Origin of the sequence: Microbulbifer sp. SAOS-129_SWC (assembly GCF_039696035.1) — a bacterium.
GTDB lineage: Bacteria > Pseudomonadota > Gammaproteobacteria > Pseudomonadales > Cellvibrionaceae > Microbulbifer.
Genome location: NZ_CP155567.1, coordinates 3,893,685 through 3,909,763, shown reverse-complemented (window position 1 = coordinate 3,909,763; position 16,079 = coordinate 3,893,685). Strand labels below are relative to the sequence as shown.

The window sequence follows — 16,079 nt, the reverse complement described above, 5'->3', positions numbered from 1 at the left end:
AATTTAAAAAATGGGGAGTTTATGTTCAACAGAAAACTGCTCGCCTCGGCGCTGGCGCTGCTGCTCAGTGCCTGCGGCGCCGGGGAAGACAGCACGCACAAGGGTGCCGCGGCGGATGCCAGCCAGCCCGCTGATAAAGATGCCGCCAGTGGACCTGTGGTAACTGGAACTGCGGGCAATGGCACGGCCGACAGTCCCTGGCCGCAGCTGAAGCCGGCGATTGCCCGCGATCCGGCGCTGGAGCAGCGCATCACCGATCTGATGGCGAAGATGACGCTGGAAGAAAAAGTCGGCCAGCTGATCCAGGCAGAGATCAAGTACGCCACGCCGGAAGACGTCAAGAAATACCACCTCGGCGGTATCCTGAACGGCGGCGGCACCTATCCCAACAACGACAAGTTCGCCACGCCGCAAGACTGGCTGAAACTGGCCAACGCCTATTACCAGGCCTCCGTTGATACCTCCGACGGCGGCGTCGGCATTCCGGTAATCTGGGGTTCCGATGCGGTGCACGGTCACAACAACGTCATCGGTGCGACCCTGTTCCCGCACAATATCGGCCTCGGTGCCGCACACGATCCCGAACTGCTGCGCCGCATCGGCCGCGCCACCGCCGAGGAAGTGGCGGTGACCGGGATCAACTGGACCTTCGCGCCCACTGTCGCCGTCGTCCGCGACGACCGCTGGGGCCGCACCTACGAAAGTTACTCTGAGGACCCGCGCATCGTCGGCCAGTACGCCGGCGCCATGGTGGAGGGCATCCAGGGCAAAGTCGGTAGCGACGGATTCCTCGACGGTTACCACCTGGTATCCGCCACCAAGCACTTTATCGGCGACGGCGGCACCGGCGGTGTCGACCGCGGCGATACCCGTATCAGCGAAGAAGAGCTGGCGAAGATTCACGCCACCGGTTATATCACTGCGCTGCAGTCCGGCGTGCAGACGGTCATGGCCTCTTTCAACAGCTGGAACGGCAAGCGCCTGCACGGCAACCGCCACCTGCTGACCGACGTACTCAAGGGCCAGCTCGGTTTCGATGGCTTTGTCGTCGGCGACTGGAATGGCCACCGCTTTGTCGACGGCTGCACACTGGAGAGCTGTCCGCAGGCGATCAATGCCGGCCTGGATATGTTTATGGTGCCGTCAGACTGGAAGGCGCTGTACAACAATACCCTGGCCCAGGCGCGCAGTGGCGAGATCCCGGCAACCCGCGTCGACGATGCCGTGCGCCGTATCCTGCGGGTAAAAATGCGCGCTGGCCTGTTCGATCGCAACCAGCCGTTGGCCGGCAAGGCCGGTATTCTCGGCAGCGCGGAACACCGCGCCATCGCGCGCGAGGCGGTGCGCAAATCCCTGGTACTGCTGAAAAACAATGAGCAACTGCTGCCGCTGAATCCGCACCAGAAAATCCTGGTGGCCGGTGATGGCGCCGACAATATCGGCAAGCAGAGTGGTGGCTGGACCATTTCCTGGCAGGGCACCGGCAATACCCGTGCCGATTTCCCCGGTGCCACTTCTATCTATACCGGGATCAAGAATGCTGTCGATGCCGCCGGTGGCGAGGCAGTATTGAGCGAGAAGGGCGACTTCTCCGGCAGCACTTTCCGCGCTGGCGGCAAACCGGATGTGGCCATTGTGGTGTTCGGCGAGAACCCCTACGCGGAGTGGCACGGAGATATCACCAGCCTCGAATACCAGTTCGGTGACAAGAGTGACCTGGCACTGCTGAAAAAGCTCAAAGCTCAGGGCATTCCGGTGGCCAGTATTTTCCTGTCCGGCCGGCCGCTGTGGGTCAACAGGGAGATGAATGCATCCAATGCATTTGTTGCCGCCTGGTTGCCCGGCTCCGAGGGCGAGGGTATCGCCGATGTGGTGATTGCCGGTGCCGACGGCAAACCGCGTTACGACTTCACCGGCAAGCTGTCTTTCAGCTGGCCGCGCGATGTGCACCAGACACCCCTCAATGTCGGCGACAAGGATTACGACCCCCTGTTCGCCTACGGCTACGGACTCACGGATGAAGATCAGGTGCAGGTGGCGAACAACCTGCCGGAAAACGGCGAGAGCTACGCCGAGGGTCCGCTGCAGGATGCGCTGCTGATGGTATGGCGCGCGCGGCCGCCTTGGCAGCTGTCCATCGACGAAGAGGGCAGCGCACCGGTGCCAGTGACTGGCAATATGGGCAGCAGTGGCGACGACGACAATATCACCGTGTCCGCCATCGATATGGTCAACCAGGAAGATGCGCGCCTGCTTGAATGGAAGGGCCTGCGCCGTGGCAGCGTCAGCCTGCGCAGCGAGTACCCGCAGGATATGAGCCGCTACCTGGACGCCGGCGCGGCGCTGAGTATGGATGTACGGGTCGACCGCGAGCCCGGCGGTGAAGTCTTCGCCGCGCTGCAGTGTGGTCCCGACTGCAGTGTGCGCCTGCCACTGGCCGATTCGCTGCGCAAACTGCCGCTGGGCAAGTGGTCGCACCTGTCCATCGACCTGCAGTGCTTCGCCGCCAAGGGCGCCGACTTCGGCCAGGTGGATACCAGCTTCGCGCTGGATAGCACCGATAGCCTTGCGGTGGCGCTGGCCAATATCAAATACCGTATCGGCGCCGCCAATGATGCGACTTTGAAGTGCAAGGGGTAGAGCGTGGTTGACGATTCCCGGCGTAATTTATTTAAAACCCTGCTGGCGGGTGCGGCGGTTGCGCCGCTTTCCGCCCGCACTGTCGCAGCACAACCTGTGCCGCAGGGACCGGCCTGCGCCAATAGCCCGACCTCGCCATCCTGGGGGCGCGGCCTCGAGGGGCAGCGCAAAGCCGACCTCGGCGACGGTACCTTCCTGAACCCGATCGTGTCCGGGGATCACCCGGACCCGACGATCCTGAAGGACGGCGACGATTACTATATGACGTTCTCGTCCTTCTACTCCTATCCCGCCCTGATCATCTGGCACTCCACCGACCTGGTGAACTGGGCCCCGCTGGGCCCGGCACTGACCGAGTCACTCGGTTGTATCTGGGCCGTGGACCTGTGCAAACACGGCGACCGCTACTACATCTATATTCCCGCCGACCCGGATGGCAGCGGCTGGTCTATCTACGCCATCTGGGCCGACGATATCCGCGGGCCCTGGAGTCGGCCGGTGGACCTGAAAATCAGCGGCTGCATTGATCCCGGGCACGTGGTCGGCGAAGACGGCAGGCGCTACCTGTTCGTCAACGGTATCCGCAAGATACGCCTGACCGACGATGGCCTCGCCACCGATGGTGATCTCGAACCGGCCTACCAGCCGTGGCAGTACCCGCAAGACTGGGTGGTGGAAAACTTCGCTCCCGAGGGGCCCAAACTGCTGCGCCGCGGCGACTGGTTTTACCTGGTTACCGCGGTCGGCGGCACCGCCGGTCCGGCCACCGGGCATATGGTGATTGCCGCGCGTTCGAAATCCATTCACGGCCCCTGGGAGCACTGCCCGCACAACCCGCTGGTACGCACCACCAGTGTCGAGGAACCCTGGTGGTCGCGCGGCCACGCGACCCTGGTGGAAGGGCCGGCGGGCGACTGGTGGATGGTCTATCACGGCTATGAAAATGGCTTCCGCACCCTGGGCCGGCAGACCTTGCTGGAGCCGATGGAGTGGACCGACGATGGCTGGTTCCGGGCCACCGGCGGTGACCTGTCGCGGCCGATACGCAAACCGGCGGGCGGTAAAGCCGGGGCCGCGGGGTTCCCGCTGTGCGACGATTTTTCCCACAATCGCCTGGGCGTGCAGTGGGCATTCCACGATCCGGCGCCGAATGAGCGTGAGCGGCTCGAGTATCGCGACGGCGGTTTGGTGATCAGTGCCAGCGGGCGCTCACCGCTGGATAGCGCCCCGCTTACCTGTATCGTCGGCGAGCGTTCCTATCGGGCCGAAGTGACCCTGGATCTGCTTGGTGACGGCGCCGAGGGTGGTCTGCTGCTGTTCTACAACCACAAGGCTTTTGTCGGCCTTGGCTTTACACCGCAGCAGTCGAAAACCTTCCAGTACGCCGACGAATTGCCGTGGATGCGCAAGGAAATTCCGACCAAAAGCGTGCGTATCCGCATGACCAACCAGGATAATGTGGTGACCTACCACTACTCCCATGACGGCGGTAAAAACTGGGTTCTGCACGACCACCGCATGGAAGTGTCCGGACTGCATCACAATGTATTCGGGGATTTCCTGAGCTTGCGTATTGGCATTTATAGTGCAGGTGAGGGCAGCATCCGCGTGCGGGACTTTACCTTCGTCGCGGTGTAGTCTGGAGCCTGTTGAGCGCCATAATTGGATCGGGAGTGTTGGCAATGGATCGGCGGGATTTTTTGAACCTGACCGCGGCGGCGCTCGGTGTTGCCGTGGCGCCGAGCCTGGCGCAACAACTGCAAAGTCCGCAGCCAACGGCAACTCCGCAACTTCGCGGTGTGCAGCTATATACCCTGCGCAGCCTGATGGCCGCGGACGTGGCGACCACCCTGGCAGCCGTAGCCGAGATCGGTTACCGCAATGTGGAGTTTGCCGGCTATTTCGCCCGGACGCCGGTGCAGTTGAAGCGCGATCTCGACGCCGCGGGTCTCAACGCGCCCTCTGCACATATTCCGCTGCCGCAGCTACGCGCGGACTTTCCGCGTTGTCTGGAAGCGGCCCAGCTGCTGGGACACGAATACCTGGTGTTGCCCTGGCTCGATACCGGCGAGCGTACACTGGAAAATTTCAGGCAGCTGGCCGACGAGCTCAACGGCTGGGGCGAGCAGGCCCGTGCCGCAGGCATCCGTATGGCCTACCACAACCACGATTTTGAATTCGCCGCGCAGCGCAGTGGTCCGGTACCGTTCGAGCTGCTGCTACAGCGCACCGAGCCGGAGTTGGTAGATTTCGAGATGGATCTGTACTGGGTCAAAAAGGCGGGGCGCGATCCGCTCGACTATTTTCGGCGCTACCCGCAGCGTTTTCCGTTGTGGCACCTGAAGGATATGGATCGCAGCGGCGCGTTTGCCGACCTCGGCAGCGGTACCATCGATTTCGAAAAAATTTTTGCCGCCGCCGCTGGGGCCGGCCTGCGTTACGGATTTGTCGAACACGATCATTCTCCCCGGCCGTTGCGCACGCTTCGCAATGGTTATCGAGCGGTACAGACGCTACTGCACCAGGTTTAATGTTTTGCCGCATCAGCAGCATATGACGTGGTGAGAACTACGACTTGTTTTGGACTTTTGCCGGCGTTTTTTCGACCGCCGCGATTGCCGCCCCGGTATCGGAGTGGTAGCGTTATCAAGCGTTCTCTCTCTACCGGCGTGTTTCAGTGATAACACCGAACGCGTCCGGTATCTTTAAAGCTTCCCTGGTATGTCTCTGCACCTGCGCGCTGTTCTGTCCTATTCCGGGCAGCCTGCGATGCGGGCCAAAATCCCCCCTCGTAACTGAAATGCGCCATTCATTGCGCAGTTTCCGTAAGGATGACTTGATCCCCTGTACCGAAGCCGGTTACAACAGAGGTCTGCAACCGGGCCCGCGCGCCGTTTTCGGGATGCAGGTTTAACCTGGCAATATAAGGAATTCCTGGATGCACAGCGCAGTAGCGACCGCTGACGGGCGGCTCTCCAGCGCGGCTGGTAGTAGCGCGCGACTCTGGATTACTGACCGGGCCTGGTTGTCCGGGGTGGCCGGTGCCCTCGCCGTAGTACTGTGTGCGGCCTGGTTCAATACCTACGCGGTGTTGGAGCGCGGCCTGAATCTGGGCGGATGGCGCGTGACGGACAATCGCCTCGATAGCATCCTGGCGGCACTGGTATTCAGCGCCGCAGTGATGCTACTGGTGGAAGTGGTGCGCCTGCGCCTGTGGCACGGGCGGCAGTATTTTTCCATCGATCCGCTGTTGCGCCGTGGCGACTGGCTGAAATTCGTGCTCACCGCCGGGCTGCACTACGCTGTCTATGTGGGGATGTTGGGGCTGGTGGTGTTTTTCTTCCACAGTGCGGGTGAATACGGTTTCAAACGTCACGCGGCTTATTATCAGCCCTGGTTCCATCTGCTGGATATAGTGTGGACCGCCTGGCTGTGGGGCGGATTGCCCTATGTACTGCTGACTCGCGCAGTGAAAAATGACGCGGAGGCGGATCGCCTGGATCTGGCGCAGAGTGCCATCAAGGTCCTGTCCAGGTTGGTCGGAACGCGAAAGAAGTTTGCTGACAGCGACCGCAAGAATGGGCGTGCGCTGTTAGTGAAGTTGTTTTTTACGCCATTGATGACGGTATTTTTCGTCGATCAGTTCCCGCACCTGGTCAGTAACATCGGCTATCTGTTCGACGGTCTGCCGAAGGCCATCGCCCAGAATCACTACAGTCACCGTCAGTTCAACCTGGATCTGTTCAACATGACCGTGGCGCTGGTGTTTTCCATTGATGTGGCACTGGCCTGGTGTGGCTATATGGTTTCCAGCCGCTGGATGGATAACCAGACGGTGTCGGCAGAGCCGACTCTGCGCGGCTGGATGGTGTGTCTGATCTGCTATCCGCCGTTCCAGATGTTCCTGGGCCTCTATTACGGCGCGCCCGGCGAGCGCGAAGTCTTGAACCTGGGGTCGCCGTGGATCGTGAGCCTGTTTACGGTGATGATGCTGGCCAGTTACCTGGTGTATGTGGCGGCCACGACCCATTTCGGTGTGCGATTTTCCAACCTGACCAACCGCGGCATCATTCGCACCGGCCTCTACGGCCTGGTGCGCCACCCGGCCTATGCCGCGAAGAATTTCGCCTGGTGGTGCGTCATGTTCCCGGTGATTGTCTTCCGCGGTTTTCATGGCGACTGGAAGATTGCGCTGGCACAGGTGCTCGGTCTGCTGTTGATGACCTGGATCTATTACTGGCGCGCACTGACAGAAGAACAGCATTTGAGCCTGCACGAGGATTATCGTAATTACCGCCAGCAGGTTCGGTATCGGTTTGTGCCGGGAGTCTGGTAGCGACGGGAGCCCAGGCCACCGATAGCCGAGCTGCCACACTGCCCTTTACGGGGGGCAGCGATCTGGCGAATTTATTTGACGGGCAGGTAGCCCAGCTCACGAAGCTTATGGATTTGTGCAGAGCGCGAGTCCCCGCCGCGGAAAGCAAAGGCCTTCCAGTTTTCGGTCGCCGTCATTGATTCTCCTGGTGCCAGCGTCTTGAACGGCGCGTGTACTTCCAGCTCCAGTAAACCATCGTTCATCTTACCGTCGGCGTATTCCATATACATCTCTACCTGCCCCTGATCGGGGTGAATCGCCGCGCGCGGTTGCAGCGGAAACTCGATAATAAATACCTGCCCTTTGTTGAAAGCCGCGAACCAACCGGCGGCGGGCTGGATATATGCTTTGGTCTTGCTATTGGCTCTGGCACGGGAAAAATCAAAAAAGCCCTGTGCCTGCACATCGCTGTCGGCCTGCGTAGTGGCATCCCCCATCTGTACGATACGCAGGTCACCATTGAAATTCTCTACCGGCACATAGACTCGGGTATCCGCCGCTACCCGGGTGTTGAACCACAGATCCCAGCTCACCGGTGTGTCGCGCTCGTTGGTGGCGGTAACTCGCTGAACCAGTTTGTCGCCTTCAAGGGCGAAGTGTTTACGCAGGCTGAGGCCGGTAATTGGGCTCGCCGGGGCGACCATATCCGCTTCGGTGGTGCTGTGTTCGGTCAGGGTATTACTGGCCAGTACAGTGAAGGGATCCGGCGGCCAGTCGGCGCTGGCATCGCGGCGCGCCGTATTGAGCGACTGGCTGCGCCACCAGGCCTTCTGCGGCCCCAGCCAGACGATATGCCCCAGGTAGGGGATATTGTCGCCGTCGGCGCTGATATGCGGCTGCGACTGTTCCTCGACTGCTGCGCCGATTTTCAGCAGGTTCGGTTGTCCGGCGGCAGAAAATGACAGGCCGCGGCCGCCCAGTTCCGGGGTAAAGCTGAACTGCAGCTTGTCGTTTTTCAGCTGGAAGGTCTGCGGTGCAGCCCAGGCCGGCCCGGTGGCGAGCAGGCCCAGCAGCAGCCAGCGTTTGAGTCCGGTTGTGTGCATGGTTTCTCTATCCTTTTCATTTGGATCTTGCATTACCAGCTGAGACGTTTGGTGCAGCGGAATCCAAGCCTGTCAGCCGTCCCGGCTCAATTCCAGCAGGTAAACATCGTTTTCTCGCAACGGCAACTCGGTGGAGAATTCTCCGCTGGACGAAACCTTTACGGTCTTCTCCAGTGCCGGCGCGCCGCTGGCCTCTGCTTTCAGTTTTTTCACCTGCGTGCGGCTCAGCTGATCTGGTGAACCCATGGCGATATAAGCGGAGTAGGCGTCGTTCTGCCGGTAGCCGACCCGGGAGATTTTCAGCCGGTAGTTGCCGCGCTTGAGGCCATTGATATGGACTGCGGTCTTGCCCTTGTCGGCGGCGGGCAGGTCGCGGATATAGTACTGCTGGTTGTTGGTGTCCTTCGGCAGCGTATAACTGTAGTCCCAGAGCAGCAGCTGCACATCGCCCTTTTGGTCGACAGTGGCCCACGACTCGCGATCGGTATTCTTCAGTTCCGTGGTGCCCAGCCGGTTGAGGAACTGGTAGGCGAAATAGGCGGGCTTCTTGATGCCCTGGGTATTCATCAGGCCGAAACCACCGTGGAAAGGGGTAAAGCGCGGGCCGGCTTCCTCGAAGATATCGGTAAATACCCAGTAAGACATGGAATCCGCGGCGTCGCCCACCTGCTTCAGCTTCTGCAGGATATAGGCGGCCTCGTGGTAGCTGTCGTGGATCGGGTCAGCGGGTGTGTAGGAGGAGGACCACTCGGTGTAGTGCAGTTCCAGACCCGGTAACGGGGAGTCGGCTATCTGCTCGCGACTCTTGCGCACGTCGCCACTCACCGCCCATTCATCCCTGGCCAGCACAGTGCCGGTTTTGCCGTATTCGTCCAGGAATCCCTGCTTGACGCCGTAGGCGTGCGTACTGACGAAGTCCAGCGGTACCTTGTGCTCGTTGCAGTAGTGAATCATTTCCGGAACCCAGGCGGCGCCGGCGGTGGCCGGACCACCCACGCGGTAGTCCGGGTTGATACTTTTAATCGCTGCGGCGCTGGTGGCGTAGAGCTTGAAATACTCGGCCTGGCTTCCCGCCCAGAAGCCATCCAGGTTGGGCTCGTTCCACACTTCGAAATACCAGGTTTTCACCTCGTCAGCGCCGTAACGGTCGGTGAAATGCTGCACCAGGTGGCGAATCAGGTCGCCCCACTTGGCATAGCTCTTCGGCGGCGTCACATTGCCGCGCCACCAGAAAATCGTCTTGTCACCACTGGCCAGGGCACTGGGCATAAAGCCCAGTTCGACAAAGGGTTTTATGTCGATGCTGAGCAGGTAGTCATAGAGCGCATCGATATACTGGAAGTTGTACTGTGGATTGCCGTCGGCATCCTCCTTGTATACCGCCATATCGTTGGTCAGCAGGCCGTGCATGCGGATGTACTTGAAACCCGCATCCCGCTTGATCTCGGCGAGCTGCTGTTGCCAGTCTGCGCGCAGCCCCTCGTTGGCGCGGCCGGCGCCGATAGTGGTGTTGAAAAAGGTATTGAGTGGTCCGGCTTTGTGCCGGGTATCCAGATCGATAATGCGCTCGGGGCTTGTGGCTTGCGTACCCACTGACAGCAGGACAAGGAGCAGTGGTATCAGGGATTTGAGTTTCATTATTGCTGGCTTCAGAAAATAGGAGTGGGTGTTATTGGTATGCGTTGCCCCTGCGCGAACACTATCGGGTACTCGCGCAGGAGGGATAAAAACGTCTACCACCAGGTGGTGTAGAGCGCGATCAACACCAGCGTCACACCCAGCGCGGCGAGGTTGAACCCCCGGCTGGTGTCGAAGCTGATCTCCGCCAGTGCCACACTGCCGTCGCTGCCGGCCACCAGCGTCTGGCCGCGGCCCTGCAGCAGAGAAACGGCTACGGCGAGGCCCAGGCACAGCAGGAACACCAGACCAATACGATCCATAAACGGCAGTGACGGCCAGCCCATCTTGAACACGACTGACAGCACCGCCGAGGCGATGGCGGCAGTCAGGGCGGAGGTGGCGGTGGCGCCGCGCCAGAAGACGCCGAGCACGAACAGCACCACAATGCCCGGAGTGAAGAAGCCGGTGAACTCCTGGATGTACTGGAATGCCTGCTCGAACTGGCCCAGCAGCGGTTCCGCACAGATCATTGCCAGGATCAGGGAGATCACACTGGCCGCACGGCCCACGCTCACATAGTGGCGCTGATCTTCCGACGGCTTGAAGCGCGCGTAGATATCCATGGTGAAAATGGTGGCGATACTGTTGGTCATCGACGCCAGCGACGAGACGATCGCCGCGACCAATGCGGCGAATACCAGTCCCTTGAAGCCCACCGGCATCAGGTTCATCAGCTGCGGATAGGCCTCGTCCGGGCGCGCCAGGTCTGGCAGCAGCACCACCGCGGCGATGCCCGGCAGCACGACAATGATTGGCATCAGCAGTTTCAGGTAGGCGGCAAAGGCGATACCTTTCTGGCCCTCGTCGATACTTTTTGCCGCCAGCGCGCGCTGGATAATGTACTGGTTGAAGCCCCAGTACGAGAAATTCACCACCCACATGCCACCGAGGAGCACCGACAGTCCCGGCAGGCTGGCGTAGTTGGGGTTGTCCGGCGACAGGATCATGTCGAATTTTTCTGGTGCGCGGTGGGTCAGCTCGAAAAATCCGGCCACGAGCCCCTTGCCACCGGAGATAAGGTCCAGCGCTAAATAGGACAGTACCAGCCCGCCGATCACCAGCAGTACCACCTGGATGATATCCGTCAGCGCCACCGCCTTGAGGCCGCCGTACAGCGAGTAGGCGGCAGAGAAAAGCCCGAGGAACAGCAAGCCGGAGAGCAGTTCCACACCGGCGATAGCATTGATTGCCAGTGCGCCGAGCCACAATATCGAAGTCAGGTTAACGAAGGTGTAGACGCCCAGCCAGAAGATCGCCATTACCAGTTTTACGCGCTGATCATAGCGCTGCTCGAGAAACTGCGGCATGGTAAAGATTTTCTTGCGCACGAACACCGGCAGGAAATATTTGCCCACCAGGATGAGTGTGATTGCCCCCATCCACTCGTACGATGCGATACCCAGGCCGATGGCGTAGCCGGAGCCGGACATGCCGATAATCTGCTCCGCGGAGATATTCGCCGCGATCAGCGAGGCGCCCACCGCCCACCAGGGCAGACCGTTGCCGGCTAGGAAATAGTCCTGGGTGTTTTTCTGGTGACCGCTTTTCTCCCGCGACACCAGGTAGCCGATGGCGATCAGCGCGGCGACATAGGCGATAAAAATCGCCAGGTCGGTGGTTGCCAGTTCCATATCTCTCACCTCTCTCGAAGTTATTCTTATATCGACGCTATTTATTTCGGCGTTGTTTATTTCGGAATCGTTATTCGCATATTTTGGTTTCTACGGGAGCCAGCGCCTGTGCCACTGCCTGGACCGAGGCCTCGGCACGCGCGCGCACTTCGTCAGCGCTGCACCCGGGGCGGTACAGACTGCCGCCGGTACCGAAGCCGTCGGCACCGGCGGCCAGGTAGCGGGCAAAATCCGCGGTGTCGATACCACCCACTGCCAGGATCGGCACCGGCGGCAGCACGGTGCGCAGCGCGCTGACCGTGGCCGGTGAGATCATTGTGGCCGGGAACAGCTTGATACCCTGGGCACCGGCTGCCAGTGCAGCGAAGGCTTCCGTGGGCGTGCAGCAGCCGGGCAAGGAGACCAGGTCGAGCGCCACACTGCGACGAATCACTTCGGTGTCGCAGTTGGGGGACACAATCAAGCGCCCGCCGGCGCTGGCAACAGCGTCCACCTGCGCGACGTCGGTGACCGTGCCGGCGCCGACCAGGGCGCGATCGCCGAAGTGCTGGCTGAGCAGACGGATCGAGTCCAGTGCACGCGGTGAATTCAGTGGTACCTCGATAATGGTGAAGCCACTGTCGATCAGCGCCTGGCTGACCGCGATGATTTCATCCGGAGTGATGCCCCGCAATATCGCCACCAGTGGGCAGCGTTCAAGATTGGTTTGCAGCACGGTCGTTCTCCTCTGAACTCTGGTATTGGAGTGTCTGCTGTTGTGCGTCGCAGATGGCGGTCACGCCCTTGACCACTGCGAGCGACGGATCTACCGCATTGAGACCAATGCCGAATTCGTCTGCCGCCAGCCGGTAGAGATTTTGCAGTTTTTCGCTGCCCAACAGCAGGATTTCATCCGCTGCCGGAAACATGGTCAGCGCCTCAGCCAACTCGTTGCCGACCAGCAGACCGGATAAAAAGGCGGACATGGCCAGGCCGCTGTCCGGCTCGCACAGCGCCAGGGCGCGGGCGGCGAACATCTGGTGCAATGGCCCACCGGCGCGGCGGCTGTGACGCAGGCCCTCGATAAAACTGTGCGGATCGCTGTCGGCATCGCCGAGCACCGAGCCGATAGAACTGTGACGATGCAGCAGCGCAAACAGTTCGCCGGTAAAAAAGGTGGCAAAGTCGATGATGCGGCCGTTCTCCACACGCACCCACTTGCTGTGAGTGCCGGGCAGCAACAGCACTGCACTTTCCCTGCTGCGCAGCTGCAGTGCACCAAGTACCTGGCTCTCCTCACCGCGCATTACGTCCGGCGCGCCGCCGGGTGACATACAGCTTACCCCGGGCACAACCCAGGCGTTGGGTAGCTCACCCAGGGGCAGCAGTTGCTGCGCGATTGCCGCGGCGTTTGCCGGGCAGGGCGCGTAAGGGGCCTCGCGCCAGCCGTTGCGGCTGCCGATCATGCCGCACAGGTACAGCGGTACCTGCGGCCAGCGTTGCAGCCAGTCGCCGCAGCGCTCCAGTAACAGCGCCTGGTAATTTTTCCCGCAGTTCAGCACGCCGCAGTCGTCGCTGCGGGTACACACTACGTGCCCACCGTCGTCTACCAGGTGCGCGCGAAAATTGCTGGAGCCCCAGTCGATGACGATACAGCGCATCACACGCGTCCACCGTCAATGATCAGCGACTGGCCACTGATCATGGCTGAAGCCCCCGAGGCGAGGAACAGTGCGCTGTTGGCACAGTCCTGTTCAGAAATGGTGCGCTTCAGGCACTGCTGATCCAGGCATTCTTCGAGCGCCTCTTCGGTTACCCACAGTTCCTTCTGTCGCTCGGTCATGACCCAGCCGGGAATCAGCGCATTCACGCGAATATTGTCCGGGCCCAGTTCCCGTGCCAGCGCCTTGCTCAGGCCGACAATCCCGGCCTTGGCAGTGACGTAGGCGGGATAGCCAGCCAACCCGAGCAGGGCGGAATTGGAGCCCACATTGATAATGCTGCCGCCTCCCTGTGCGCGCATACCGGCGGCGACTGCCTGCGCGGTAAAGAAGTGCGGGCGCAAATTGGTATTCAGGGATGCGTCCCACTCATCAGCGCTGAATTTGTCCAGTGAGTGGCGGGTATCGCGCGCGGCATTGTTGATCAGTACACGGAACTGTCCCAGCTGCTCGGCGGCGCTGGCGATACACTGCTGCAGATGCTCGACATCGGTGATATCGCAGCGCTGGAACAGCGGCAGCACACCGGTCTCCTCCTCCACGGAAGCGCACAGCTGTTGTGCCTTGTCTTCATCCAGGGATACGAAGGCGACGCGCGCACCCTGTTGGCAGAAGGCGCGCACGAAGGCCGCGCCGATGCCGGAGCCACCGCCGGTGATAAAAATTGGCGCGTCGATGAGGTCGGGATAACTGGCTGTAATCATTGTCGGGAATCCTGTGCGGAAAGTTCTGTTTGCACGGTGATGGCAGCGGGTTCGCCCATCACGATGCCGCGGCCATCGGTGCCGATATAGACGCGGCCGTAGTGGCGCGGGTCGCCGGCGATCACGCGAAAGCGCCGGCCGTATTCGTGGCGGCTGTCGTTGACGCGCAGCCAGTGGCGGCCGCTGTCGTCGGAGCGCCAGATAGCGCGCTCAGAGCTGTGTTCAGAGCTGAGTTCACTGCCGCGCTGGCCGATGGCAAACAGCGTCGCTGCCTGTTTGCCCGCGGCCGGCTTGCCGAAGGTCAGTTGCTCGACGGTGATATCACTGTCGACGCGCGCGAACTGGCGACCGCCGTCGGTGGAGTGAAACAGGCCCTGCCGGGAAACCAGCCACAGTTCGCCCTCGCGCCCGGGGGCCGCGTGCAGCGGCCAGGGCTTTTCGCGGTTGTGCGGCCGGTCGCCGCTGAGGTCGGATGGCAGTCCGCGCGATTCGAGTACGGTGAAGCTGGCCGCGCCGTCAGTGCTCGCATAGAGTTCGCCGCGGCTGAAATCCAGTGCATAGAATTTTTTGCCATCGACCCGGTCCGCCACCGGGTGTGCGTGCAGCGGCAGGCCTTTTACCGGTTGCCAGCTGCGGCCGCGGTCGCGGCTCAGCTGCGGTACCGGCGCCATAAACACGAAGGCGTCACCGTCGGCGGAGACGGTAATCGCGTTGTCGCCGGTCAGGTCGTAGCGCTGCGCGGTTTTTTCGCCTGGGATTTTGAGCGCCGGAACTGTCAGCGGTTGCCAGGTTCTGCCGGCGTTACTGGACCAGGCCAGTGTCGGTACCGGGCCTTCTGCGCGGTGCGGCGGCGTGCCGCTGCGCACCAGGATTTGCGGTGCGCTGCCGGCGTCGATGATGGTGTTGGTATTGGCGAATACGGGGCCGGTCAGCATCAGTTGCGGCGAGCGATCGAAATCACTGTGTACAAAACCGCTGATATCGCCGAAGCCGCTGATCAGCTGCGGGCCGGCGGCGGGGCTCAGCAGGGTGATGATGGCGGTCTGCTCAATACCCTCGACCCAGGGTTTCCACAGCAGCTGCTGCGCATCGGCATCGCCGGTGCGGTAGACGGTGGCCCCGGTGGTGTACACCAGCTCGTCATCCTGGAAAGGGTTCAGGGCGAGGCCCGCGATCCACCAGCCGAAATCCGCCTCGTCATTGCCCCAGTAGAGATAGGGCGTTGCGCTGACATCGCGGCGGCTGCGTTTTTCCAGTTCGCGCCAGCTATCGCCACCGTCGTGGGACAGGTAAATCGTATCGTGCGGGTGCCAGCGATTCATCGTCGCCACGGCGACAGTGCCCGGGTGCTGCGCGCTGGCGCTGATGCCCATAAAGCCGCCTTCCGCGGGTCCGTCACCTTGCGGTGGCGGAGTGATATCGCTCCACTGCTGGCTGGCGATATCCAGTTTGTAGACAGCGCCACCGGTGACGCCGTTGGGGCCGATATTATCGCTGTAGGCGATATAAAGCTGGCCGCCGGCAGCGGCCGCCTGTACCGGCAGCAGTTTGTCCGGGCCACCGGCAATTTTCTTCCAGTGTTCACCGCTGTCGTCGGAGCGGTAAAGGCCGGTTCCATTCCTGTCGGCGACGCCGGCAAAAAGCCATTGTTCAGCGAAGAGTACGAAACTGATACCGGCGTGGGTACTGCGGCGGCCCTCGGGCAGGCCGAGTCCGGCGTGGGGAAAAGCCGTTACCTTGTGCCAGCTGGCGCCGCGGTCGCGGCTGCGCCACAGGCCGTCGTGGCGCGAGCCGAAATAGAGAATGTCGGTATTCTGCGGGTCGATTGCCAGGCGTTCACCCAGGCCGCGACCGTCTTCATTGCCGCCCATGCGAAACGGCACCGGGGTCACCTGCCAGTGCTCGCCGCGGTCATCGGAGCGGAGTATTGCCGCGGGTGCACCCTTGTACATGCCCGCGGCCATATAGACCCGCTCCGGGTTGCGCGGATCGGCGGCGATACTCTCGATACCGAAATAGCTGGATTCCGCCATCTGGTCCTGCAGCGGCAGCCAGCGTTGCTGGCCGCTGTCCCAGCGATAGGCGCCGCCCATATCGGTGCGCAGGTAGGCGAGGCCCTTTTCCGCACGGCTGAAGATAATATCCGGCGCGAAGCCGCCGGCGCCGACGGTGACACTGCGCCAGTGGTAATCGTCACTGGCAGGCGCAGCGCTTGCGGCGCAGGCACTGAAGGTGGTGCAGGTGGTAAAGGTAAGTAGTGCCGAGGTGAACAATTGTTTGAACATCACAAATCGCCATTCGTTTTA

At 61.4% G+C, this 16,079-nt stretch carries 11 protein-coding genes; 4 read left to right on the top strand and 7 right to left on the bottom strand.

Translation table 11 applies throughout. The features are described 5' to 3' along the window. Positions 1-21: 21 nt before the first annotated feature. The 4 genes from ABDK11_RS16725 to ABDK11_RS16710 all read left to right on the top strand — a co-directional run bounded on the left by ABDK11_RS16725 (position 22) and on the right by ABDK11_RS16710 (position 6,976). Complete coding sequence (locus ABDK11_RS16725; RefSeq protein ID WP_346837660.1) at positions 22-2,640, top strand: exo 1,3/1,4-beta-D-glucan glucohydrolase; 2,619 nt, start codon at positions 22-24, stop codon at positions 2,638-2,640. Between the two features lie 3 nt (positions 2,641-2,643). Then, positions 2,644-4,278: a family 43 glycosylhydrolase gene (locus ABDK11_RS16720; RefSeq protein WP_346837659.1), complete on the top strand. Its 1,635-nt coding sequence runs from the start codon at positions 2,644-2,646 to the stop codon at positions 4,276-4,278. A 44-nt stretch (positions 4,279-4,322) separates the two neighbouring features. Continuing rightward, positions 4,323-5,171, top strand: coding sequence for a sugar phosphate isomerase/epimerase (locus ABDK11_RS16715; RefSeq protein ID WP_346837658.1), 849 nt, complete (start codon positions 4,323-4,325; stop codon positions 5,169-5,171). Positions 5,172-5,578: 407 nt separating this feature from the next. Next, a complete protein-coding gene (locus ABDK11_RS16710) occupies positions 5,579-6,976 on the top strand; it encodes a DUF1295 domain-containing protein (RefSeq protein WP_346837657.1) in 1,398 nt (465 codons plus the stop codon). A gap of 71 nt (positions 6,977-7,047) precedes the next feature. On the opposite strand, the gene ABDK11_RS16705 is transcribed toward ABDK11_RS16710, so the two are convergent. The 7 genes from ABDK11_RS16705 to ABDK11_RS16675 form a co-directional block, all read right to left on the bottom strand. Further along, the gene (locus ABDK11_RS16705; RefSeq protein WP_346837656.1) at positions 7,048-8,058 is read right to left on the bottom strand and encodes a DUF4380 domain-containing protein; all 1,011 of its coding nucleotides are present in this window, start codon (positions 8,056-8,058) and stop codon (positions 7,048-7,050) included. Positions 8,059-8,130: 72 nt separating this feature from the next. Continuing rightward, positions 8,131-9,696, bottom strand: a complete 1,566-nt coding sequence (locus tag ABDK11_RS16700; RefSeq protein WP_346837655.1) for a glycoside hydrolase — start codon at positions 9,694-9,696, stop codon at positions 8,131-8,133. 95 nt (positions 9,697-9,791) lie between these two features. After that, positions 9,792-11,369 (bottom strand): sodium/sugar symporter, encoded by a 1,578-nt coding sequence (locus ABDK11_RS16695; RefSeq protein ID WP_346837654.1) that lies wholly within the window; start codon positions 11,367-11,369, stop codon positions 9,792-9,794. Positions 11,370-11,439: 70 nt separating this feature from the next. Then, positions 11,440-12,084, bottom strand: a complete 645-nt coding sequence (locus ABDK11_RS16690; RefSeq protein WP_346837653.1) for a 2-dehydro-3-deoxy-6-phosphogalactonate aldolase — start codon at positions 12,082-12,084, stop codon at positions 11,440-11,442. Further along, on the bottom strand, positions 12,065-13,009 hold the full coding sequence (locus ABDK11_RS16685; RefSeq protein WP_346837652.1) for a 2-dehydro-3-deoxygalactonokinase: 945 nt from the start codon (positions 13,007-13,009) through the stop codon (positions 12,065-12,067). The genes ABDK11_RS16690 and ABDK11_RS16685 overlap by 20 nt, the downstream gene beginning before the upstream one ends. Then, positions 13,009-13,773: an SDR family oxidoreductase gene (locus tag ABDK11_RS16680; protein WP_346837651.1), complete on the bottom strand. Its 765-nt coding sequence runs from the start codon at positions 13,771-13,773 to the stop codon at positions 13,009-13,011. Before ABDK11_RS16680 ends, ABDK11_RS16685 begins: the two co-directional genes overlap by 1 nt. Continuing rightward, the gene (locus ABDK11_RS16675) at positions 13,770-16,058 is read right to left on the bottom strand and encodes a hypothetical protein (RefSeq protein WP_346837650.1); all 2,289 of its coding nucleotides are present in this window, start codon (positions 16,056-16,058) and stop codon (positions 13,770-13,772) included. Before ABDK11_RS16675 ends, ABDK11_RS16680 begins: the two co-directional genes overlap by 4 nt. Positions 16,059-16,079 lie beyond the last annotated feature (21 nt).

What these genes read in the sequence shown, in the direction of transcription:
- ABDK11_RS16685 (WP_346837652.1), bottom strand. Translation starts at nt 13,009, where the DNA reads ATGCGCTGTATCGTCATCGACTGGGGCTCCAGCAATTTTCGCGCGCAC.
- ABDK11_RS16725 (WP_346837660.1), top strand. Translation starts at nt 22, where the DNA reads ATGTTCAACAGAAAACTGCTCGCCTCGGCGCTGGCGCTGCTGCTCAGT.
- ABDK11_RS16715 (WP_346837658.1), top strand. Translation starts at nt 4,323, where the DNA reads ATGGATCGGCGGGATTTTTTGAACCTGACCGCGGCGGCGCTCGGTGTT.
- ABDK11_RS16695 (WP_346837654.1), bottom strand. Translation starts at nt 11,369, where the DNA reads ATGGAACTGGCAACCACCGACCTGGCGATTTTTATCGCCTATGTCGCC.
- ABDK11_RS16680 (WP_346837651.1), bottom strand. Translation starts at nt 13,773, where the DNA reads ATGATTACAGCCAGTTATCCCGACCTCATCGACGCGCCAATTTTTATC.
- ABDK11_RS16700 (WP_346837655.1), bottom strand. Translation starts at nt 9,696, where the DNA reads ATGAAACTCAAATCCCTGATACCACTGCTCCTTGTCCTGCTGTCAGTG.
- ABDK11_RS16710 (WP_346837657.1), top strand. Translation starts at nt 5,579, where the DNA reads ATGCACAGCGCAGTAGCGACCGCTGACGGGCGGCTCTCCAGCGCGGCT.
- ABDK11_RS16675 (WP_346837650.1), bottom strand. Translation starts at nt 16,058, where the DNA reads ATGTTCAAACAATTGTTCACCTCGGCACTACTTACCTTTACCACCTGC.
- ABDK11_RS16705 (WP_346837656.1), bottom strand. Translation starts at nt 8,058, where the DNA reads ATGCACACAACCGGACTCAAACGCTGGCTGCTGCTGGGCCTGCTCGCC.